This window comes from Geotalea uraniireducens, from assembly GCF_027943965.1.
Lineage (GTDB): Bacteria > Desulfobacterota > Desulfuromonadia > Geobacterales > Geobacteraceae > Geobacter > Geobacter uraniireducens.
The window spans coordinates 1085568-1107096 of the sequence record NZ_AP027151.1 but is presented as its reverse complement, the minus strand read 5'-3'; the positions used below and the strand labels follow the sequence as shown (position 1 = coordinate 1107096).

At 59.8% G+C, this 21529-nt stretch carries 23 protein-coding genes, 1 tRNA gene and 1 riboswitch; of the genes, 19 read left to right on the top strand and 5 right to left on the bottom strand.

The window, feature by feature from the left end:
- A riboswitch (molybdenum cofactor riboswitch) is annotated at positions 1–119 on the top strand.
- A gap of 123 nt (positions 120–242) precedes the next feature.
- The 9 genes from QMN23_RS05240 to pta all read left to right on the top strand — a co-directional run bounded on the left by QMN23_RS05240 (position 243) and on the right by pta (position 7598).
- Positions 243–1487, top strand: coding sequence for an OprO/OprP family phosphate-selective porin (locus QMN23_RS05240; protein ID WP_282002349.1), 1245 nt, complete (start codon positions 243–245; stop codon positions 1485–1487).
- Between the two features lie 139 nt (positions 1488–1626).
- Positions 1627–2007: a molybdenum cofactor biosynthesis protein MoaE gene (locus QMN23_RS05235; protein WP_282002347.1), complete on the top strand. Its 381-nt coding sequence runs from the start codon at positions 1627–1629 to the stop codon at positions 2005–2007.
- 47 nt (positions 2008–2054) lie between these two features.
- Entirely contained in the window at positions 2055–2864 is an 810-nt protein-coding gene (locus QMN23_RS05230) for a substrate-binding domain-containing protein (protein WP_282002345.1), read from the top strand.
- An 8-nt stretch (positions 2865–2872) separates the two neighbouring features.
- The gene (locus QMN23_RS05225; RefSeq protein ID WP_282002344.1) at positions 2873–3559 is read left to right on the top strand and encodes an ABC transporter permease; all 687 of its coding nucleotides are present in this window, start codon (positions 2873–2875) and stop codon (positions 3557–3559) included.
- Positions 3560–3562: 3 nt separating this feature from the next.
- Complete coding sequence (locus QMN23_RS05220) at positions 3563–4270, top strand: energy-coupling factor ABC transporter ATP-binding protein (protein ID WP_282002342.1); 708 nt, start codon at positions 3563–3565, stop codon at positions 4268–4270.
- Positions 4257–5477: a molybdopterin molybdotransferase MoeA gene (locus QMN23_RS05215; RefSeq protein ID WP_282002340.1), complete on the top strand. Its 1221-nt coding sequence runs from the start codon at positions 4257–4259 to the stop codon at positions 5475–5477. The genes QMN23_RS05220 and QMN23_RS05215 overlap by 14 nt, the downstream gene beginning before the upstream one ends.
- A 24-nt stretch (positions 5478–5501) precedes the next feature.
- Positions 5502–5984, top strand: a complete 483-nt coding sequence (gene moaC / locus QMN23_RS05210) for a cyclic pyranopterin monophosphate synthase MoaC (protein WP_282002338.1) — start codon at positions 5502–5504, stop codon at positions 5982–5984.
- Positions 5981–6478, top strand: coding sequence for a molybdopterin adenylyltransferase (gene mog / locus QMN23_RS05205; RefSeq protein ID WP_282002336.1), 498 nt, complete (start codon positions 5981–5983; stop codon positions 6476–6478). Before moaC ends, mog begins: the two co-directional genes overlap by 4 nt.
- Before the next feature lie 118 nt (positions 6479–6596).
- Positions 6597–7598 (top strand): phosphate acetyltransferase, encoded by a 1002-nt coding sequence (pta, locus tag QMN23_RS05200; RefSeq protein ID WP_282002334.1) that lies wholly within the window; start codon positions 6597–6599, stop codon positions 7596–7598.
- A 105-nt stretch (positions 7599–7703) separates the two neighbouring features.
- On the opposite strand, the gene QMN23_RS05195 is transcribed toward pta, so the two are convergent.
- A complete protein-coding gene (locus QMN23_RS05195; RefSeq protein ID WP_282002333.1) occupies positions 7704–8969 on the bottom strand; it encodes an acetate kinase in 1266 nt (421 codons plus the stop codon).
- 263 nt (positions 8970–9232) lie between these two features.
- Here QMN23_RS05195 and QMN23_RS05190 point away from each other — a divergent pair, with 263 nt between their 5' ends.
- The gene (locus QMN23_RS05190; RefSeq protein ID WP_282002332.1) at positions 9233–9400 is read left to right on the top strand and encodes a DUF362 domain-containing protein; all 168 of its coding nucleotides are present in this window, start codon (positions 9233–9235) and stop codon (positions 9398–9400) included.
- A gap of 145 nt (positions 9401–9545) precedes the next feature.
- Here the strand turns inward: QMN23_RS05190 and QMN23_RS05185 are convergent, their stop codons facing one another.
- Positions 9546–11048, bottom strand: coding sequence for a DUF3426 domain-containing protein (locus QMN23_RS05185; RefSeq protein ID WP_282002331.1), 1503 nt, complete (start codon positions 11046–11048; stop codon positions 9546–9548).
- A gap of 179 nt (positions 11049–11227) precedes the next feature.
- Between QMN23_RS05185 and QMN23_RS05180 the strand changes: the two genes are divergently transcribed.
- Positions 11228–11917, top strand: a complete 690-nt coding sequence (locus QMN23_RS05180; RefSeq protein ID WP_282002329.1) for a DUF1573 domain-containing protein — start codon at positions 11228–11230, stop codon at positions 11915–11917.
- 18 nt (positions 11918–11935) lie between these two features.
- Here the strand turns inward: QMN23_RS05180 and QMN23_RS05175 are convergent, their stop codons facing one another.
- Positions 11936–12781 carry an MBL fold metallo-hydrolase gene (locus tag QMN23_RS05175; RefSeq protein ID WP_282002327.1) on the bottom strand — a complete coding sequence of 282 codons (846 nt, stop codon included), beginning with the start codon at positions 12779–12781 and terminating at the stop codon, positions 11936–11938.
- Between the two features lie 138 nt (positions 12782–12919).
- On the opposite strand from QMN23_RS05175, the gene QMN23_RS05170 reads away from it, so the two are divergent.
- The 5 genes from QMN23_RS05170 (at position 12920) to QMN23_RS05150 (ending at position 15537) form a co-directional block, all read left to right on the top strand.
- Positions 12920–12996: transfer RNA gene (locus QMN23_RS05170), tRNA-Arg, on the top strand.
- 406 nt (positions 12997–13402) lie between these two features.
- Positions 13403–13621 carry a hypothetical protein gene (locus QMN23_RS05165; RefSeq protein WP_282002325.1) on the top strand — a complete coding sequence of 73 codons (219 nt, stop codon included), beginning with the start codon at positions 13403–13405 and terminating at the stop codon, positions 13619–13621.
- Positions 13622–13679: 58 nt separating this feature from the next.
- Positions 13680–14072, top strand: a complete 393-nt coding sequence (locus tag QMN23_RS05160) for a response regulator (RefSeq protein ID WP_282002323.1) — start codon at positions 13680–13682, stop codon at positions 14070–14072.
- Between the two features lie 50 nt (positions 14073–14122).
- Positions 14123–14353: a hypothetical protein gene (locus QMN23_RS05155; protein ID WP_282002321.1), complete on the top strand. Its 231-nt coding sequence runs from the start codon at positions 14123–14125 to the stop codon at positions 14351–14353.
- Positions 14354–14532: 179 nt separating this feature from the next.
- Entirely contained in the window at positions 14533–15537 is a 1005-nt protein-coding gene (locus QMN23_RS05150) for a YhdH/YhfP family quinone oxidoreductase (protein ID WP_282002320.1), read from the top strand.
- 18 nt (positions 15538–15555) lie between these two features.
- On the opposite strand, the gene QMN23_RS05145 is transcribed toward QMN23_RS05150, so the two are convergent.
- Both QMN23_RS05145 and QMN23_RS05140 read right to left on the bottom strand, forming a co-directional pair.
- On the bottom strand, positions 15556–16941 hold the full coding sequence (locus tag QMN23_RS05145; RefSeq protein ID WP_282002318.1) for an ATP-binding protein: 1386 nt from the start codon (positions 16939–16941) through the stop codon (positions 15556–15558).
- A gap of 55 nt (positions 16942–16996) precedes the next feature.
- Positions 16997–17707 (bottom strand): response regulator, encoded by a 711-nt coding sequence (locus tag QMN23_RS05140; protein ID WP_282002316.1) that lies wholly within the window; start codon positions 17705–17707, stop codon positions 16997–16999.
- A 218-nt stretch (positions 17708–17925) separates the two neighbouring features.
- Here QMN23_RS05140 and QMN23_RS05135 point away from each other — a divergent pair, with 218 nt between their 5' ends.
- The 3 genes from QMN23_RS05135 (at position 17926) to QMN23_RS05125 (ending at position 21526) form a co-directional block, all read left to right on the top strand.
- On the top strand, positions 17926–18678 hold the full coding sequence (locus QMN23_RS05135; RefSeq protein ID WP_282002315.1) for a response regulator transcription factor: 753 nt from the start codon (positions 17926–17928) through the stop codon (positions 18676–18678).
- 276 nt (positions 18679–18954) lie between these two features.
- The gene (locus tag QMN23_RS05130) at positions 18955–21003 is read left to right on the top strand and encodes a SpoIIE family protein phosphatase (protein ID WP_282002314.1); all 2049 of its coding nucleotides are present in this window, start codon (positions 18955–18957) and stop codon (positions 21001–21003) included.
- Positions 20981–21526 (top strand): SiaB family protein kinase, encoded by a 546-nt coding sequence (locus QMN23_RS05125; RefSeq protein ID WP_282002313.1) that lies wholly within the window; start codon positions 20981–20983, stop codon positions 21524–21526. The genes QMN23_RS05130 and QMN23_RS05125 overlap by 23 nt, the downstream gene beginning before the upstream one ends.
- The last annotated feature ends 3 nt before the right edge of the window (positions 21527–21529 follow it).

Below are 21529 nucleotides of genomic sequence, written 5' to 3'. Positions count from 1 at the left end.
AACATCAGCTTTCTCCGAGCCGCACCGTCTACCAGGGGTACCCTCATGACGGCCGGCCAACGGGTGTCGCGGGAAACGGCGGCGCCTCCCCTTTGGAAAGGAGAACCTCCACTACCGGCTATTGCTGCGTCCAGAGGTCTTTTCCGCCAGGGGGAGACCTTTTGTTATGGATTCCGGCAACTGCAACGGCAGGAACGGAAATGGCGGCCCCGGGCCGTACTATTATCCAAGGAGGAGCTGTAATGAAGAAGGAACTGTTGTTGACCGTCGGCCTGGCGGTCCTGCTGACCGCCCAGGGTGCGTCGGCCAAGACCCTGGAGGATATCCTCAAGGAAAAGGGGGTCATTACCGAAGCGGACTACAAAGAAGTGACCAAGAGCAAGCCTTTCACCTACAAGCCGGGGAGCGGCTTCACCCTTACCTCGCCGGACGAGCGGTTCCTCCTCTCCATCGGCGGCCGCCTGCAGGCCCGCTACTCCTTCACCGACCTGGAAGACAACTCCGCCAGCAGCGATTCGAGCAAGTGGGAAGCCAAGCGGATCAAGCTCTGGCTGAAGGGGTATGCCTACACCAAGGACCTCAGCTACCTGTTCCAGGTTGACTTCGCCAACAGCGGCTCCTCGAAGATGCTGGAGCACGCCTACCTGAACTACCGACTGCTCGACGAAATCCAGCTGCTGGCCGGGCAGACCAAAGTCCCCTTCGGCCGCCAATGGCTGAACTCTTCCGGCGCCCAGCAGTTCGTCGACCGCTCCACCGCTTCCGACATGTTCCGCCCCGGCTACGACACCGGTGTCAAACTCCACGGCGATCTGTTCAAAGGGGCTGCCACCTACGAATTCGGTGTCTATGGCGGCGCCGGCCAGAGCACCGTCCGCAGTTCGAACGACAACGCGATTGCCGCCCGGCTGACGGTCAACCCCTTCGGACCGCTGAGCTATTCCGAAGGCGATCTGGACCGCAGCGCAAAACCGCTCCTCTCGCTCGGCGGCAACTACTACCGCAATACGCTCAACAAGACGGCGGCCACTACCCTGGAGACCAACGCCATCACCCTGGCCGGCTCCACCGGCTGGCTCGGCAAGGGACTCGGCACCTTCGCCACCAGCGAAAAGATCGACGTCGACACCTTCGGCCTCGACGCCGCCTTCAAATGGCTCGGCGCCTCCGCCCAGGCCGAATACCTGCTCGGCCAGGCCGACGGCCAGTCCAGCGGAAAAACGCTCCGCGCGCACGGCTTCTACGCCCAGGCCGGCTACTGTATCGTCCCCAAAACCGTCGAAGTGGCATTCCGTTACTCATACGTAGACCCCAACCGGGATGCAAGCGGCGACCTGCAGACCGATACCCAGGGGGCAATTTCCTGGTACATCAACAAGCACAACCTGAAGCTCCAGGGCGACGTGACCGACAGCCACAAGCAGAACGGCGGCAAGGCGAGCACCGACGACATGCAGTACCGGCTCCAGGCCCAGATCATCTTTTAACCGGCAGCGGCCAACCGGGGGACAGGAGCTGTCCCCCGGCACGCCCCGGCGAAAGTCGCCGGCGCTTCACCCGACACGCCAATCCGGGGGTTCACGCGGCGAAAAACATGGTATAGTACCCAGCACGGGAGGTAACATCATGGTCCACGTAACGTCGAACCCCATCAACCCGTCGGAACTCTACGACGCCATCGGCAAGCACCGCTCCGGCTCAGTCGTCTTCCATTATGCCGTAGTCAAGGAAGCCACTGACGGCGACCGGCCGACAACCTGCATCGACTACCGCTCGACCGGCGACACCAAGGGAGAACTGACGCAGATCGCCGCCGGGCTGAGGGAACAGTGGCTCCTCGAAGACGTGCTGCTGATCCGGCGGACCGGCCGTCTCTACGTCGGGGACATCATTTCCCTGGTGGCGGCCAGCTCGCCCAACAGCGCCGACGCCTTCACCGCCTGCCAGGAGGGGATTGCCCGGCTGAAGAAAATGACAACGATCGCCAAAGACGAACAGCGCGGCTGACCGTCTGCAGCTTGCCAATCAACAACCCATTACTTACCGGAGGTTATATGAAATCGCTACGCCCTCTGCTGCTGGTTCTCGCCGGCCTGCTGCTGTTCACCGGTCCGGCGACCGCCACCGAACACCTCAAGATGTCCACCACCACCTCGACCCAGGACTCGGGACTCCTGCCGGTGTTGCTGCCGGCCTTCGAAAAGAAATGCAACTGCAAGGTCGACGTCATCGCCGTCGGCACCGGCCAGGCGCTGAAGCTCGGCGAAGCGGGCGACGTCGACGTGGTCTTCGTCCACGCCCGGAAACTGGAGGACAAATTCGTCGCCGACGGCTTTGGTGTCAATCGCCGGGATGTGATGTACAACGACTTCGTCATCATTGGCCCGACAAACGACCCGGCCGGCATCGCCCGGGCAAAAACGGCCGCCGAGGCACTGAAGCTGATCGCGGCGCGGCAGGCGACCTTCATCTCCCGCGGCGATCGTTCGGGAACCAACATCAAGGAGAAGGAGCTCTGGAAGGCCGCCGGCATTGAACCGAAAGGCTCCTGGTACGTGGAAGCGGGCCAGGGGATGGGACCGGTGATCACCATGGCGACCGAACGCCAGGCATACACCCTGGCCGACCGGGGGACCTATAACGCCTACAAGGGGCAGAAGACCGACCTCACCATCCTCTTCCAGGGGGAAAAGGGGCTCTTCAACCCATACGGGATCATCGCCGTCAATCCGAAGCGTTTCCCCTACGTGAAGTATGATCTGGCCATGAAACTGATCGACTTCGTCACCGGCCCCGAGGGGCAGAAGATCATCGCCGGCTACAAGGCCCACGGCGAGCCGGTCTTCTTCATCTACAGGAAGTAAGAGGCGGCATGGATTTCATCGCCGAATCGTGGCGGACCGCCCTGGCGCTGATCATCGCCCTGAACCGGGACGTCTTCACCGCCGTGGGGACCTCGCTGGCGGTCTCGCTCTGGTCGACCTTGCTGGCTGCCCTGCTGGGGGTCCCCCTCGGCATCGGCGTCGGAATCGCCACCTTTCCGGGAAAGCGGGTGGTCGTCACCCTGCTCAACACCTTGATGGCGCTGCCGACGGTGGTCATCGGCCTGCTCGGTTACGGGATGCTCAGCCGCCAGGGTCCCCTCGGCGGCTTCGGCCTCCTTTTCACGCCGACGGCAATGGTGATCGGCCAAACCGCACTGGCGATCCCGATCGTCGCCAACTACACGGTCGGTGCCATTGCCGGGGCCGATGCGCGGATCATCGCCACCGCCCGCACCCTCGGCGCCGGACCGGTCCACTGCCTGGGCCAGCTGGTAAAAGAGGTCCGGTTCGGCATCATGGCGGCGATCATCGCCGGTTTCGGCCGGGTAATCGCCGAAGTCGGCGTGGCTATGATGCTCGGCGGCAACATCCGCGGCTACACCCGCACCATGACCACCGCCATCGCCCTGGAAACCAGTAAGGGGGAATTCGCCTTCGGCCTTGCCCTGGGGATCATCCTGATGGCGGCCGCCCTGGCGGTCAACCTCGGCCTCAACGCCCTGCAGCAGAGATAACCGATGACGATTCTCTACCACCTCACTGGCGTCCGGCACCGTTACGGCGACCGGCTCGCCCTGGAGATTCCCGAGCTGGCCATCCGGCAGGGAGGATTGTACCTGCTGACCGGCGCCAACGGTTCCGGCAAGAGCACCCTGCTACAGATCCTCGCGCTGCTGATGCCCCCCACCGCGGGGACGGTCAGCTTCCACGGCCGGCCAATCGACTGGCGCAGTGCCGGCCTGCTGGAAATTCGCCGCCGGGTCACCCTGCTCCACCAGGTGCCCTATCTGTTCAACGAAAGCGTCGCCGGCAATGTCGCCTTCGGCCTGCGGGCCCGGGGCATTGCCGGCGGCCGGCTACGCCAGCTTGTCGACGAAGCGCTGGACATGGTAGGATTAAGCGGCTTCCAGAAACGCCGGGCCCGGGAGCTTTCCGGCGGCGAAGCCCAGCGAGTGGCAATGGCCCGGGCACTGGCCATCGCCCCGGAAGTGCTGTTGCTCGACGAACCGTTGGCCAATGTCGACCGACAATCGGCCGCCTTCCTCGAAGAGCTGATCGGCGGCTTGCCGGCCCGGGGGACCTCGGTCGTCATGACAACCCACGACCCGGAACAGCCCATTCGCCTCGGCGGTGAACGGATTCACCTGGTGGCGGGACGGCTCGCCGCCGTCCCGGAGGCACCCCATTCTTTCGTTCAGGAGAACTGCCAACATGCCGACCTTTGAAGAAGCCCGGCGGATTATCCTCGGCCGTCTCGCCCCCCTCGGGACCGAACGGGTGCCGCTCCCCGACGCCCTCGGCCGGATCATCGCCGAGGATGTCATTGCCCCCTGGGACATGCCCCTGTGCGACAATTCGGCCATGGACGGTTTCGCCGTCCGCGCCGCGGACTGCGCTACCGTCCCGGCATCCCTGGCGGTAACCGGCTATCTGCCGGCCGGTGGGGAAGTTTCCGGCGCGGTGACGCCGGGATGCGCCATCAGGATCATGACCGGCGCGCCCCTCCCCCCGGGCTGCGACGCCATCGTGCCGATCGAAGAAACCGAGGGGAGCGACGAACGCGTGACGGTGTTGTCGCCGGTAGCGCCCCGCCAGCATATCCGCTTTCGTGGCGAAGACGTGGCCACCGGTGAACTGGTCATCCCGGCCGGCACCCTGATCCGCCCGCCGGAGATCAGCATGCTCGCTTCCTTCGGCAAGGCGCTGGTGCCGGTCCATCGCCGGGTGCGGGTGGCGATTCTCTCCACCGGCGACGAGCTGATCGAGCTCGGCGAGCAGCTCCGGCCAGGCAAGATCGTCAACTCCAACGCCCTGTCGCTTGCCGCCGCGGTCCGGGAATGCGGTGGTGAGCCGCTGATCCTCGGCATAGCCCGCGACACCCGGGAGAGCCACCAGGAGAAGATGATCGAGGGGCTCAAGGCCGATGTCCTGATCACTTCGGCCGGCGTCTCGGCCGGAGATCGCGATCTGGTGCGGGACGTACTGGCCGATCTCGGCGTCGAACAACTCTTCTGGAAGGTGGAGATCAAGCCGGGCGGACCAACCGCCTTCGGCATGTACGGCGCAAAGCCGGTCTTTTCCCTCCCCGGCAATCCGGTTTCCACCATGGTCACCTTCGAACTGTTCGTCCGGCCGGCCCTGTTGAAGATGATGGGCCATCGCCGACTCATCAAACCGTTCGTCACCGGCATTCTCCAGGAGGACGCCCGAAAAAAGCCGGGCAAGGTCAATTTTCTCCGGGTGCGGGTGGTCAGGGAAAACGGCCGCTACCTGGCCTCCACTTCCGGCGACCAGCATACCGGCATCCTCCGGACCATGGTCCGGGCCAACGGGATGGCCCTTCTTCCCAAGGAGGACTCCCTCATCCCGGCCGGTAGCGAGGTGGCAATCCACCTTCTGGACAGCGATCTGGAGATGGTCGAACCGGATTAGCACCCGCCGGAGAGAGGAGCAGCCATGTCTTTCAACCATTTTAACGACCAGGGCCAGGCGATCATGGTCGACGTCAGCGGCAAGGAGCCGACGCGACGGACCGCCACCGCGGCAGCGACGGTGGCGATGCGACCAGCTACCCTCGCCGACCTCCTCGCCGGCCGGACCACCAAGGGAGACGTCCTCGGCGTCGCCCGCCTCGCCGGGATTGCCGCCGCCAAGAAGACCCCCGAGCTGATCCCGCTCTCTCATCCGCTGGCCATCCATCACGTGGCGGTCGATTTTGAACCCGACCCCGGGACCGGGATCGTCACCGTCAAGGCGACGGTGCGGGCCGTCGAGCGGACCGGCGTGGAGATGGAGGCGATGACCGCCGCCGCGGTGGCAGCGCTGACCATCTACGACATGTGCAAGGGTGCCGACAAGGGGATCACCATCGGCGAAATCCGCCTCCTCTTCAAGGAAGGGGGGAAGAGCGGCACCTGGCAACGGGAGGAACGACCATGAACGTAGCCATCCTCACCCTGAGCGACAAAGGCTCACGCGGCGAACGGGCCGATGCCAGCGGGCCGGCGCTCGCCGCCTGGCTGACCGAGCGGGGCGCCACCATCGCCCGGACGGCCGTCATTCCCGACGAGGCGGAACAGATCGAGGAAACGCTCCGCAACTGGGCCGACGAGGGGGCCTTCGAGCTGATCCTGACCACCGGCGGCACCGGCGTTTCCCCCCGGGACGTCACCCCCGAGGCGACGCTGGCGATCCTCGACCGGGTCGTTCCCGGTTTCGGCGAAGCGATGCGGCTGCACAGCCTGACCAAGACGCCCCACGCCATGATCTCCCGCGCCGTTGCCGGCATTCGCGGCACCACACTGATTATCAACCTGCCGGGGAGTCCGAGGGGGGCCGTCGAAAACCTCGAAGCGGTCTGGGCGGCCGTTCCCCACGCGGTGGCCAAGATCCAGGGCGATCCCGCCGAGTGCGCCGCTCCACCCCACCGTTGATCGTCATCCCCGTCCTACCTGTCAGCCCGGCCTGCCGCCGGGCTTTTTTTATTGACCGTCGGCGGCGCTTGCGCTATAAAATATAATCTTGTTTTAATACTCTGCAAGGAGGGCCGCCATGCATCTTATGGACCAAATTAAAGCCAAAGCACGGAAAAATTTACAGACGATCGTTTTTCCGGAGAGCTATGACGACCGGATGTACCATGCCGCTCAGCAACTTGTCGAACAGGGTTTGGCTAAAGTAGTGATGCTTGGCAACACCGCCGCCTGCCAACAGAAGGCCGCCGCTCTCGGGGTGAACATTGCCGGCGTCGAGCTGCTCGACCCCGCCGCGGCCCCGCAGCTGGGGGCCTACGCCGACGCCCTCGTCGAGCTGCGCAAGAGCAAGGGACTGACCAGGGATGAGGCGATCAAACTGCTGACCGCCCCGGACAATCTCTATTTCGCCGGAATGATGGTCCGTAGCGGCGACGCCGGCGGTGAAGTCGCCGGCGCCACCAGCACCACCGGCGACGTCCTGCGGGCCGCCTTCCAGACGGTCGGCCCGGCCGCCGGGATCAAGACGGTCTCTTCGTTCTTCTTTATGATTACCAAGACCCCCTCCTTCGGTGAAAACGGCATCGTCTTCTTCGCCGACTGCGCCGTAAATCCAAACCCCGACGCCCAGGCGCTGGCCGACATCGCCGTCGCCACCGCCCGGAACTGCAAGGCGTTTCTCGATGTCGACGCCCGGGTCGCCATGCTGTCGTTCTCCACCAAGGGAAGCGCCAGCCACCCCGACGTCGACAAGGTGCTCAAAGCGATGGAAATCGCCAAGGAGATCGAGCCGACCCTGCAGGTCGACGGCGAGTTGCAGGCCGATGCCGCACTGCTGCCGAAGGTCGGCGAGCGGAAGGCCCCGGGGAGCCCGGTGGCCGGTAAAGCCAACGTCCTGGTCTTCCCCGACCTCGACGCCGGCAACATCGCCTATAAGCTTGTCGAACGGGTCGCCGGCGCCGAAGCCGTCGGACCGATCATCCAGGGTCTGGCCAAGCCGGTGAACGACCTCTCCCGCGGCTGCTCGATCGACGACATCGTCAACGTGGCGGCAATCACCGCTGTTCAGGCCCAGGGCTGACCGCCCGCTGTCAGACGTAAAAACAAAAAAGGCCGCCAGGGTCACCCCCTGACGGCCTTTTTCATTATTGGGCCTACCGTCAGTCATCGCTGCCGGCTGTCGCTGCTACTTTCTCACGAAATCCGCCCGGGCAAACGAGTAATCGAAATTCATGTGGTCCGTATAGGTGCCATCAAGAATCGCCACCACGTCCTCGGTGAAGACCAACTCTTCGTCGGTCGGGATAACGAAGACCTTGATCGGCGAATCGTCGCTCGTGATGAGTGTCTCCCGCTTCCGGGTCATTGCCCCCTTGTTCCGCTCCCGGTCGAGTTTGATACCGATCCCTTCCAACCCTTCGAGCGTTCTCTCCCTGATCGGCCACCCCATCTCGCCGACCCCCGCCGTAAAGACCACCGCATCAAGCCGGCCGAGCGCAGCCATATAGGTGCCGATATACTTCTTCAGCCGATAGGCCTCGATATCGAGGGCAACAGCGCAACGGCTATCGCCATTCTGTGCCTGTTCGATGACGTCGCGCCGATCGGTGAACCGGCCAGTAATCCCCAGCACGCCGCTCTTTTTGTTGAGAATGCTGTCGATTTCCTTGGCAGACAGGTTCTCTTTCTGCATCATGAAGGCCGGAATGGCCGGATCGATATCCCCGCAACGGGTCCCCATCACCGCCCCCTCGAGCGGCGTCAGTCCCATGCTCGTATCGACGGAAACGCCCCCCCTGATCGCACAGTGGGAGACACCGTTGCCAATATGCATGGTGATAATGTTGCATTCCGCCGGCTTTTTGCCGAGCAGCACCGATGCCCGCTTGGAAACGTACAGGTGCGACGTTCCATGGAAGCCGTAGCGCCGTACGCCGTATTTCTCGTACCACTCGTAGGGAAGCGGATAGAGATAGGCAAATTCGGGCATCGTCTGGTGAAAGGCCGTATCGAAAATTGCCACGTGGGGAACTTGGGGAAGAATAGCCTGGGCCGCTTCGATACCGGCAATGTTCGGCGGGTTGTGCAGCGGCGCCAGATGCTGCACCTCCTTCACCGCTTCGAGGACCTGTTCGTCGATCAGCACGGAACGGGTGAACTTTTCGCCGCCATGGACGACGCGATGCCCGACCGCGGAGATCTCATTAATCTCCTTAACCACACCATGTTCCGGATCGACAAGGGTTTTGATGATCAGGTCGATGGCCACCTGATGGTCTGGACACTCGTACTCCCGACGGTAGGTTTCGCGGCTCGGCACCTCGTGCATGATGAAAGAGTCACCGATGATGACCCGCTCAACCATTCCCTTGGCCACCACCTCTTTCTTCGCCCAATCAAACAGCTGATATTTGACCGAAGAACTGCCGCAATTCAGGGCAAGTATAAGCATCCCAACCTCCTGCTTGAGTAAAAATAAAAATTGTTAAACGACAATAAAACAGCAATTTCAATATATTCTTGTAAGCAACACCGCGAGACACAAAAGAAAATAAAACTGTTTTTTATATATACAATACAGGGTAGGCGAATTCAAGCATTTTTCCACCCGGGGGTTAATCGCCGCGCCACCTTTCTGCTAGACTTTAAAAAATCCATGTGATATGTTTACGAAAAAAATAGTCTAACGACTAATCATTACAAGGAGGTAGAACCGTGGCTCACACTATTACCGATGATTGCACCAACTGCGGCGCCTGTGAAGACTCCTGCCCCGTGAACGCTATCAGCGAGCAGGGCGCCAAACGGGTTATCGACGCCGATACCTGCATCGACTGCGGTGCCTGCGTGGACACCTGTCCCGTAAGCGCAATCCACGCCTAGTTGGCAGCAGGTTTACCGTGAATGAAGTACCGGCGCCGGGGAAACCCGGCGCTCTTTTTTTGCCGGCAACAGCCATTATCCAAACAAAAAAGGGACCGACTTCCGGTCCCTTTCTCATTTCCTGCACCCAACGTCGGCTGCCGAATTACTGGCTGGCCACTGTCGAGCCAACCACCTCCACGCTGTAATCCACCGCCTCCTTCGGGATGTTCGCCAGCACGATCACAAACGGTATCCGCTTGCCCGGCTGGACGCCGAGATTGGCCAGCGAATCACCGAACTGGTTATTCATGGCGGCATCGATCTTTACCATCGGCAGGCTCTTGATCTGCTCATCGGTCAGATTGTTGCCGCAAAAAGCAACCTTCTGGGCAAGAATCTGGGCGTTGGCCCCGAGCAGTGCCCCTTTCACCTGGATCGATGCCCGTGCCTTGCGGAAATTGTTGATCGCCTCACCCCTGATGACAAAGACCTCGCCCGCTTCGGTATTCGTGAAATAACAACCGCGCACCTTCTCAAGACCGATCTGCCCCTCCTCCTTGTTGTCCATCCCGAGCCAGCCACCGACGAAACCGATGCCGAGCTTGTTCAGCGCTTCAGGCCCTTCCTTGACGAAATAGAACCCGGCACCGGCTAATAGCACGATGATCAGCACGGAAACGGAAATGACCACGGCCGGCACCAGTGACTGTCCCTTGCGCCGCGAGCTGATCGTGAGCGGTGGGAGCTCGTCGTCGCCAAACGGCACGGCGACGGGAGGAACTTCGTCGTCTTTCCCGGCCGGGACTTCTGCCGGCGGCGGCACAGCAGCGGCACTCTCCGGCCCCGTCTCCGCTGGCCCCTCTTCCTTGGCGCCAGACTGCGATGCCTCGCCCTCGTCAATACCGAAATCGATATCCCCAAAGTCGAGCGGCTCGTCCTCTACCGCATTCGACACCAGCGACGGCACCTCTTCGGATGTTTCTTCGGCTTCAAACTCGAACGTCAAATCCGGCGTCGGCCGGTTTTCAGCCGGGGCAGTATCGGTAACGGCAGCAAACGCTTCCGGTGTGACATCACCAAAAGAAAACTCTTCGGCCCCAGCATCCGGCATTGGCTGTTTGGCAGGCTCGGCAGACGCTTCAGCTGCCTGGGGAAACGGTTCTCCGTCAGCAGGAGATTCATCCGCAGCAACGGAGCCGAAATCGAACTCGTCAGCGGCGGAAATTTCCCGATCACTACCAACCGGCTCTTCAACAGCAGAAAAGGAGCTCTCTTCGGGGGCGGCAAAGGGAAAGTCCTGCCCCGCAGACAGCGAAAACGGTTCGGCCGGCACTTCGGCGGCAGCGGATTCTTCGGTGAACGGGCCTTCTTCGTGCTGTTCTTCTTCGTGGTTTCCTTCTTCGTCCACCGCCGAGAAAGATGGTGCCGACTCCTCGGCCGGACCGGGCAATAATGCGCCAGGCTCGTGCCCCACCGTCCCCGCTCCACCGCCAGAAGGCTGCAACCCTTGGAGCAGCAGGTCAAGATCAGGCTCTTCCGCCGGGGTTTCCTTTTTTACGACAAAGATATGCTTGCATTTCGAGCACCGAACCTTGATCCCGGCCTCGGTGACTTTGGCATCGTCGAGTCTGAACTTGCTGCTGCATTGCGCGCATTGGATTATCATTCTCTTCTCCACCAGTCGGAGTTTACGGCAAGCGAAAAAAACATCGTGGTAGCTGACGCTTAGGCACATTTTCTATAGCAGAAGAAGGGACATAGTGTCAATTCATTATGGTTTCAGCACTGGCATTGTGATATAGAAATACAGGCGCCAATGTCTCGCCGAAGGGAGGAATAGCCATCATGTACCGTCGCATTTGCCTGACATTTTCCGTCGTTGCGCTACTGGTCGTTTCCGGAACCGCCTTTGCTGCCCCGGAACTGTCGGTAGACCAGCCGGTTTACGATTTCGGCACGATCATCCAGGGGAAAAGAGTTGAGCACGTTTTCATCCTGAAAAACAGGGGCGACACTCCCCTCACGGTAACCAGAACCAAGACCTCATGTGGCTGTACGGTGGCCAATATGTCGACCAAAACCATCGCCCCAGGAAGAAGTGCTGAACTCAGAACCGCTTTCGACTCGGCCAATTTCGGCGGGACAATCGCCAAGACGATCACCATCGACAGCAACGATCCCAGAACCCCAGCCTATACCTTAACGCTCAAGGGGATCGTCAAGGAACAACTCGTCATCGCCCCCCGACAGCTCAACCTCGGGCAACTCAAAGCGGGAGCCGACAAAGAACTCGCTCTCACCTTGGAAAACAAGGGGGAGAGGACTGTTCGACTCATCTCGGTCACCAGTCCCCTCCCTCAAGTGAAAATCACTCTTTCCAAACAATTCCTGAAGCCAAATGAAAGCGCGCGGGTCAATGTGATCGTCCGACCGAAAGAAGGCGATCGCTTCCTGAGCGGGTTCATCGTCATTGCCACCGACAGCCCGGGCAAATCGGAAGTAACCGTCCCCCTCTACGGTTCGGTCACCAGGTAATCCCGACATTTTTTGCGGTTATTCATCCTTCAGCTGCCGGTAGGCCCGCTCCACATTCACGTTGAAAAATGCCTTATAACCGGGGAGGTTTTCATAGCGGGGCAGACTGAAGTGTTTTTTCGTTTCTTCAAGGCTCTTGCCGGCCTCGATATTGCGGAGCACCTCTGTCGAGAAATCCTTGAGGAACGTGCGGAACCGCCGCAAACCCGACCGGTCGGACACTTCACCAAGCCCCGGCACCACGTACTTTGCACCGACCGCCTCCATCGTCTCCACATTGATGATCCAGTCCCGCAAATGCCCCTCGCCCATATATCCCACCACATCATTGAAAAACAGATCCGAAGCGAACATGACCCCCTCGTTCGGCAGGAAGACAAAAACATCGCCTTCACTATGACCGTACTCCGTGTTGGTCAGGACGATGACCTTATCACCACGGATCAGGGTCAGCCCCTTGTCGAAAAAAGAGACATGATTTTTTAACTCGCGGGTCTCTCCCTTGAGCGCCCGCCACGTTTGCCAGGAAGTGATCACCTCCACGTTGGCGGGAAAGTCGAAATCGACATAATTGTATCCAGGATGATGATGGGTGAGGATGACGTAGCGAAGAGGGATCGGCGTAATGTCGGCAATGTCGGCGACGAGCTCCGCAATGCCCTCTTTGACAAAGTGGGCACCAGCCAGAATCACCTGGTACGGGGTAACGATGATCAAGGCATTGCTGGCCGCCTTCCCTTCCGGCAGGGCAATCGCGGCATACACACCCTCTTCAATTTTTTCGATCCGGTAGTTGGCAGCCAGTGCACGGCTAGGTACCGCAAAGGCAAGAACCATCAACAGCAGAAGCAGATATTTTCGCATGGGAACTCGCACCGTTTTTTTGCCAGTGTAGCAAAATCGAGGCTAAATTAACAGTAGCTGCCATCATCGTTATCCAGGCGATTGCAACAACTTTACGCTTGAGATAATATCCATAATAGTGTATAGCTAGAAATTCGCGGGCGGTTAGCTCAGCTGGATAGAGTACAGGCCTCCGAAGCCTGGGGTCGGGGGTTCGAATCCCCTGCCGCCCGCCAATTTTGTAACCAAGGCTGTCCTATCTCGGGACGGCCTTTTTTCATACTGTCTACCACGCCTCTATTTTGCCACCATCGCCATCACCCATCCCGGAAAAATTTTTTAAATCATACAAAGTTCCGCCTACTTTTCTATACACCCTCCCCCAAACCTAATTTCGTTGTAAATTCGGCACATTGAGATATTGCGCCCCTTCTTTCCTTTCACCTCTCCCGGCAATTTGTACAAACCTTTTATACGGTTAACCCCGCATTTTCAATCCGCGCCAATCCATTACAGCAAATTAATTGAACCCAATCAACACGTTAACTAATTTTAGCTAAATATCTTTAACAATGGCACACCCCCTGCAGTTTAAGAAGCCAAGAACGTGGTAAGTGACGACAGCAACAGCAGGAGGATGCCATGAAAACCGCACTGAAAACCATCGTAACCATGATTGCACTCACTTCTTCAGCCTTCGCCGCCAGCGGCGCGGAAAGCGAAGCGAACGGCATCCTGGTGTATTTGTTTCTCGGCCTCGGCGCACTGATTATCGCCTTCCAGTTACTCCCGGGACTCACCCTGTTCGCCTCGATGATCAAAGGACTGTTTTCCGCCAAGTCCGACGAAACCACCCACTAGACGCGCTGTACGGCGGAAGCGGAACCTGCTCCCGTTGGTTGAGAGGGGGGAAATGGCCATGAAAGAGCTCCTAATTGCAGAGAAAGATCCTGATACCCGGCAACGGATGGCCGAACTGTTCAGCAGTGAAGGGTACTCAGTGACGGTAGCCGACTCCCTAGGCAAGATGATCGGTAGCATTTTGCAGAAAGTCAGCCAGGTAATCCTGCTCGGGAGCAAATTTGACGAGTTGCCCCCGTTCGATCTGATTTCCATTCTAAAAAAATGCAATCGAAAACTCTCCATCATCCTCGTTTCTGACGAATTGCCCCTGCCACTAATGCGAAAGGTCCGGAGCGCCGGCATCTTTTACCATGCGCTCAAACCGGCTCGTCCCGAGGATGCGGAAGAGATTCTCCAGGCAGTACGATGCGCTTTCGATCGTACCATGGATAGTCAGGCAGCTCACTGAGTAGTCACGACATGGCAGTTTCGCGGCCAATAGACTCAAAGGAGGATGTCATGAAACGTTCAGCTCTCGCAATCAGCTCAATCGCCCTTCTGCTCGGGTCCGCGTCAGCCGCATTGGCAGCTTCAGGTGCACGGGAAGACAACAGCGGCATCTTCGTCTGGATTTTCCTCGGCTTCTGTGCGCTGATCGTTGTTGCCCAGCTGATGCCGGCAGTATTCATGGTATTGGGATTTGCCAAGGGATTAAAAAAGGAATCTCCTCACGAATCAGTCACCCATTAATACCTCCCGCAACGGAGCGGCACAACAACGGGGGAGGACGGGAATGCGTCCTCCCCCGTTGTTGTTAAACTATTCGCAGGCGTTGAAACAATTTTAGTCGACCGGTCTATTATTTAGATGCAGTCATGCTATACTCTCCTCATTGGGGCAAGAACACCCGCAACAAGGAGGATCAGCAGATGACCGCTCAATCGTTTCGCGCCTTGATCGTCGAGGAAACAGCTCCCAAGGTCTTTAGCAGGAGGATCGGCAATCGGACCATCGACGATCTCCCCCCGGGCGAACTGCTCATCAAGGTCCATTACTCATCCCTCAATTACAAAGACGCGCTTTCGGCCACCGGCCGACCGGGGGTAACTCGGAATTACCCCCACACCCCCGGGATTGATGCGGCGGGCGAGGTAGTCACCTGTGCTGACGGGGCGTTCGTTCCCGGGGAGCGGGTAATCGTCACCGGCCACGACCTGGGCATGGACACAGCCGGTGGTTTTGGTCAGTACATCCGCATACCGTCGACATGGGCAATTCGGCTGCCACAGGGATTGGAGTTGCAGGAAAGCATGATTTTCGGCACGGCCGGGTTTACGGCAGGCCTGTCGACATGGCAACTGAGCCGCAGCGGGATCGAGCCGGGTGACGGCGAAGTACTGGTTACAGGCGCCAGTGGAGGGGTGGGGAGCATCGCCGTAGCCGTGCTGGCACAAGCAGGCTATCGGGTAGTTGCTGCCACCGGTAAAGAGCAGGAGAAGGAATACCTCCTGTCGCTCGGGGCAACGCAGGTAATCGGACGGGATGAAGTAATTGCCGGAGTAGAACGGCCCCTGATGAAGGAAAGATGGCGCGGGGTGGTCGACGTAGTTGGAGGAACAACCCTGGCTGCCGCCGTCAAGTCAACCTCTTATGGCGGCACGGTCACCTGCTGCGGGCTTGTAGGTTCTGCCGAACTGCCCCTGAACGTCTACCCGTTTATCCTGCGGGGGGTCAGGCTCATCGGGATCGATTCGGTCCAATGCCCCCGGGAACCGCGCCAGACCGTCTGGGAAATGCTTGCCGGTCCCTGGAAGCCTGCCGCATTGGCGAAAACGGCTACCGAATGCACCTTGCAGGAGTTGGAAGGGAAAATTCACACGATTCTCAAAGGAGAACTGCGGGGACGCGCCGTAATAAATCTGACGGCCAGTTGACGCCAGGGCGGGGTCAGCTCAGGCCAATGGCAGCGTAATTTCCACCACCAGCCCACCATCCGGGGCATTGTCCGCCGTCACTGTCCCACCGTGCAGGGAAACGGCTCGCTCGGTAATGGCCAGGCCGATCCCCGTTCCGCCGCTCTGCCGATCACGGGCATCGGCGACCCGGTAGAACGGACGGAAAATGCTGGTTAGAGCACCGGGGGGCACACCGGGGCCATGATCCCGGACCCGGATTCGTGCCCCCTGCTGTTCATCCGAGTCGAGAGCGATTTCGACCGCCGTCCCGGCGGTAGTATAGCGAACGGCATTACGCACCACATTTTCCAGTGCCCGGCGCAACAACTCCCGGTCGCCCAGCACCGTCAGCGATTCCAAGCGCGTCACCACCACTTTCCGGCCATGCCCTTCCGCTTCGAAATGGCCGTCGGCGGCCACTTCTTCAACGAGGGCGGGCAGTTCGACCCGCTCCTTCCCAAGGGCTTCCTTTCCTCCCTCAAGCAGCGTAAGCGTCAGCATCTCGCCGATCATCTCGTTGAGTCGCTCTGCTTCCCGTTCAATCCGGTCCAGCGAATTTTCAGCCGCCGGGGCAGCGTGCTGCCGCGCCAAACCAAGTGCGACACTGAGTCGGGCAAGGGGCGAGCGAAGCTCATGGGAAATATCCCGCACCAGCCGTTTCTGGGAAGTCAGCAGGGCTTCGATCCGTTCCGCCATCCGGTCGAAATCGCGCCCCAAATCGGCAATTTCGTCCCCCTTGTTTTTCGATCCCGCACCGACCCGGGCCGAAAGGTCGCCGGCGGCAAGACGCTGGGCCGCTGCACGGAGTCGCCGGATCGGCGCCGTCAGTCGCCATGCCAGTCCATAGCAGACTACCCCGCCGACGACGAAATAAATCGCCAGCCGGTAAACGAAATCGCGACGGAAGGGGGAAAATTTTTTCCATGCCGGGATGCCCGGCAACTCGGCAGCGGCAATGTAGTGCTTGCCTTGGGAGCTGGTCACCGGCAGAGTCATCACGAGCATGCCATTCCCGGCAGTCATTTCTCCCCCGCCTTTTTGCACTGCACGCTGCACCGCTTCACTGACTGCCGGAGGGATGTTCAGATGGGTGAGCGGCCGGCCGTCGCCGGCAAAAAGGAATCCCCACGTTTCCGGATGTCGACCTCGGATATCCGTCCCACCGGCCAAGACATCTCCCCCCCGCTCGTATGCGGCCACCGCGTTGTTGCCATAGAGAGCGAGGGCCTCGCTGAACATTCGGCGGCGCTCCTCGACGATATGGCGCCGGTGTTCGGCGAGTGGGCCGTTCTGCATACTCACCGCCAGAACGAAAAAGACGGTTCCGGAGAGAGTCATTGCCAGCCAGAACCAGAAAAACAATTTGACGAACATGGTCCGCATCGATAGCCATCCTTTTACAAATTCCCCGTAACGCCGTGTTCTCCCCGCCCGGGGATCAACGGCTCCCCGCGGGACGGGAGTAGATGTAGCCAACGCCCCGAACCGTCTTGATCCGTTCCTCATCATCAACCGCCGGCCCGAGTTTGCGGCGCAAGCTGCTCACGTGCACGTCGATGCTCCGATCATAGGGACTGAGCCGCCGCCCCAACGCCTGCTGCGACAACTCCTCGCGGCTCACAACCCGGCCGGCAGCGGCAAGAAGGATTTCCAGCAGCGAAAACTCCACGGAAGTCAGGTCCACCGCACGTTCTCCCTGGCGAACGGTGCGCGCGCCCAAGTCCAGCTCGACATCGCCAACCGCTAGCAGGCGATCCGCCCCGACATCGCTGCCGGCCGCCGGTTGCCGTTCCGCCCGCCGCTGAATGGCCCGGATTCGCGCCACAAGCTCCCGCGGATTGAACGGCTTTGGCAAATAATCGTCCGCCCCCATCTCAAGGCCGACAATCCGGTCGACATCGTCACCCCGGGCGGTAAGCATCAGCACCGGCACAGCAGACGTACCCCGGATCCGCCGCAGGACGTCGAAGCCGCTCATCTGCGGCAGCATTACGTCGAGCACCACGAGAGCAAAATCCCCCTCGAGCGCCCGTCGCGCCCCTGCCTCGCCATCATGAACGGCAGTCACGGCAAAACCTTCTGCCGTCAGGTAGTCGGTCAACAGCTCACAGAGATCGGTATCGTCGTCAATCACCAGGATATGGCTCATGGGCGGGAACTCCTTTCATTTGTCGGCATTATAGCCGAACCCCGTGAAATTCCGCTGTAAAGAAATGTAAACCATCGACAGCCCCATTTACAAATCTTTACGCGAAACACAGAACTCTTAACCCCGGTTTGCGCGGAAACGGCGTAGAGTGTTACCGTCTAGCGCCCGCCCGGGTGGAGACAAACACGAACAATTTTTGCTTGGTTGCGAGGCATCTGATGTACCATTCATTACTCACCGCCACCACACACGTCCCGCTGAGCGCACCGCTCCCGGCGCAAAGCTCTCTGCTGTTTATCGGCGCATGGAAAGATCCCGACCCGGCCCTGACAACCTACCTGCGGGACCTGGACTACCAGGTCGAGGATGTTGCCAATTGGCGCGACGCGCTCCTGCTATTCCCGCACCGATCTCCCGACATGGTTCTTCTCGATCTTGCCCTGACCGGCGTCGGCTCGCTGGCGGTTATAGTTTCAGTGCGTGAGGTCTATCAGGGGCCGCTGGTCGTGCTTGCCGACAGCAATGACGAGACCTGCCATATCCTGGCGCTGGAATTCGGCGCCAGCGACTTTCTCGGTGGCCCCGTCAGCCACCCGCTCTTAGCCGCCCGGCTGACGGCACTGCTTCGCCATGCCGGCCCGCTGCACGGCGCCCGGCAGCGGGCCACAATTGCCCTGGGAGACCTGACCATCGATGCGGGGCGACGGGAGATCACCATCCGCGAGCGCACAGTAGAACTTACCACCGCCGAGTTTGATCTGCTTTGGTATCTGGCCTGCCATGCCGGATCGGTCGTTAACCGCAACGACATCACGCTCGCCCTGCGTAATCGTGAATATAACGGCGCCGACCGCTCCATCGACATGTATATTTCCCGTCTTCGCCAAAAACTAGGGGACGACCCCCTTGCTCCCCGGCTGCTGAAAACGGTCAGGGGAAGCGGCTATCTGCTGAACAGCCACGGTCCTTAGCCAAAACGGGCCGCTCAGCCGGCGCGGCAACCATCCTCACGACTACCGTTCGCAGCCCTGACGAAAAAATTTCATTTCCCATGATGTCATTGTCGCTTTCTCGGGTAACATTGGGTAACGGCAGTGAACACCCGCTCTTCACCCGGATACCGGCATTTCTCGTCAAGACATGACCCGGAAAATTCCCCGTCAATCCGGGAGTTTCCCCTTGACGCTGGTAAAACGCCGATGATATCGTCTTTTCCGCATATGTGATCCCGTTACGACAGGCAGAGTATGAAGCGCCAAAGCCTTAAACTGCGATTCGTCGTCTCCATCGCCGTGGCGTACCTGGTGATTGGCGCGTTGACTTACGTGGTCTTCAATTTCGTTACCGGTCGGGTAGTCGACTCGCTCGGGACAAGCTTCGCCATCAAACAGGCGCTGCTGGAAAAATCGCGGCTGCTCTCCGCCCTGCAGCGGGACCTTTCGCTGTCGCTCAAACTGGGCGACTCGCCACTCCTAAAGCGCTGGGCGGTCGACGAGCACAATCGCGACCTCGGCAAACTCGCCCGGGAGGAACTGGAAAGCTATCGCCGGAGTTTCACCGGGCAGAGTCTCTTTTTCATCCCTGCCCGGTCAAGGAATTATTACTTCAGCGACGGTCCGGCCAGGAATCCTTTCGCCACCCCCCGCTACGTCCTCAATCCCGTCAATGTCAACGACTCCTGGTATTTCAGGACGATGCACGACGTGGACAATTTCGAATTGAACGTCGATTACGACAACCACTTGAACACCACCAAGGTATGGTTCAACGTCGTGATCAAGGATGCCGCCAACCGCAAGATCGGTCTCGGCGGTAGCGGCATCGATATCACGCGTTTTATCGACGAAAGCGTCAATTCCGCCGAGCCGGGGGTCGAGACGATCATCTTCAGCCGCGATGGCGCCATCGAAGGGCATCGCGACAAGAATTACGTGATCCGCAACAGCAAGGTCCGCGGCGACGGGAAGAAGATCACCATCTACGATCTACTGAGCGACAAAGCCGACAGACAGCAGGTCAGAAACGCCCTGCAGGCCCTGACTACCGGCAGTCGCGACGCAGAAACCTTTGCGCTGCAGATGAACGGCCGGCATTACCTGGCGGCGATGTCCTACCTCCGGGATATCAACTGGTTCAACCTGGTACTGGTCGACGCGACGCACGTCGTGAGCGCCCGGGATTTCCTGCCGATCCTGGCCATTACCATCGCTTCGCTGCTGGCAGTTCTCCTGATCATCGGTTTTCTGCTCAACCGCCAGGTCCTGTTCCCGCTCTCCCGACTGGCCGAAACCTCGAACGAGATTGCCCGCGGGAATTTCGGCATCACCATGCCGGTCGGTGCCAATGACGAAATCGGCTCGCTGACCCGCTCGTTCAACGACATGGCCCGGATGGTCAAGGATTACACGGACAATCTTGAACAGAAGGTTAACGAGCGAACGGAGGAGTTACAACGTTCCAGTCGGGAACTGGCCGAATCCAACCGGCAGATCATGGACAGCATCCACTATGCCCAGCTGATCCAGGCATCGATCCTCCCCGACCAGACAGCAATCCGGCACTCGATGCAGGATTTTTTCGCCATCTACCGGCCGCGGGACATCGTCGGCGGCGACTTCTACTTTTTCCGCGCTTTCGACGAAAAAAGCGTCATTGCGGTGATCGACTGCACCGGGCATGGCGTCCCCGGCGCCTTTATGACCATGACCGCCAACGCGGTCCTCAATCACGTCCTCGACACCGCCGACAGCGCCGACCCGGCTGCGATTCTCAAGGAATTCAACCGGCTGCTCCGGTCGGCCCTGCACCACGACAAGGTGGCCACCGCCGTCGACAACGGCCTCGAAATCGGCCTCTGCTGGTGTTCGCCCGGCGAGGGGCGGCTGGTCTTTGCCGGGGCGCGGATCGATCTCTATACCGTCAGCGACGGCCAGTTGACGGTCTGCTCCGGGGACAAGCAGCCGATCGGTTACCGCAGTTCGAAGGAAACGTTTACCTACAGGAATCACACCATCATTGCCGACAGGGAAACGACCTTCTACCTGGCAAGCGACGGCGTTCTTGACCAGTCGGGCGGCGCCAAGGGGTGGGGATTCGGCAGAAAGCGGCTGGAAAAGACGTTGGTCACCGTTGCCAACGCCGATGCCGCCACCCGGCAGGAGGCCCTGGAGACGGCCCTGGCCGCCTATCAGGGAGACTACCCGCAACGGGACGATCTCACCCTCGTCAGTTTCAAGCTCGACCAGCCGTTATCGAGAGGAGGAAACAGCACTGATGCAACCGATCAATCTGTATGAACTCAAGGAAACATTCAACGACAAGGGGATTCTCATCTGCTTTGCCGGCCCCTTCTCCCACAGCATCATTGAAGAACTCGGCAATGCGGTGAAGCGCCATCTTGAGGCGGAGCAGATCACCAAGGCATCGCTGATGGATGTCTTTTCGATCTTCATCGAACAGACGCAAAACGTCCGCAACTATGCGGAACTAATGGCAAAATCAGGAAACCGCGAGCGCGATTTCAGTAGCGGGGTTATCGTCATCGGCAAAAGCGACGACCGATTCATCGTCACGTCGGGAAACATTGTCGACCGCAATGATATCCGGACGGCGACAGCCCAGCTCGAAGCGCTGAAAGATCTCGATAAGCCGGGGCTGAAAGCGGCCTTCAAAGAGCAGATGAGAAAAGAGATTCTGCCGGGGCAGAGTGCCGGGCTCGGGCTGATCGACATGGCCCGCAAGAGTTCGGAACCGCTCCAGTACTCACTGCGCGAGATCGACGACCGGTATTGCTTTTTCAGCCTCAGAGCCACCGTCTAGGAG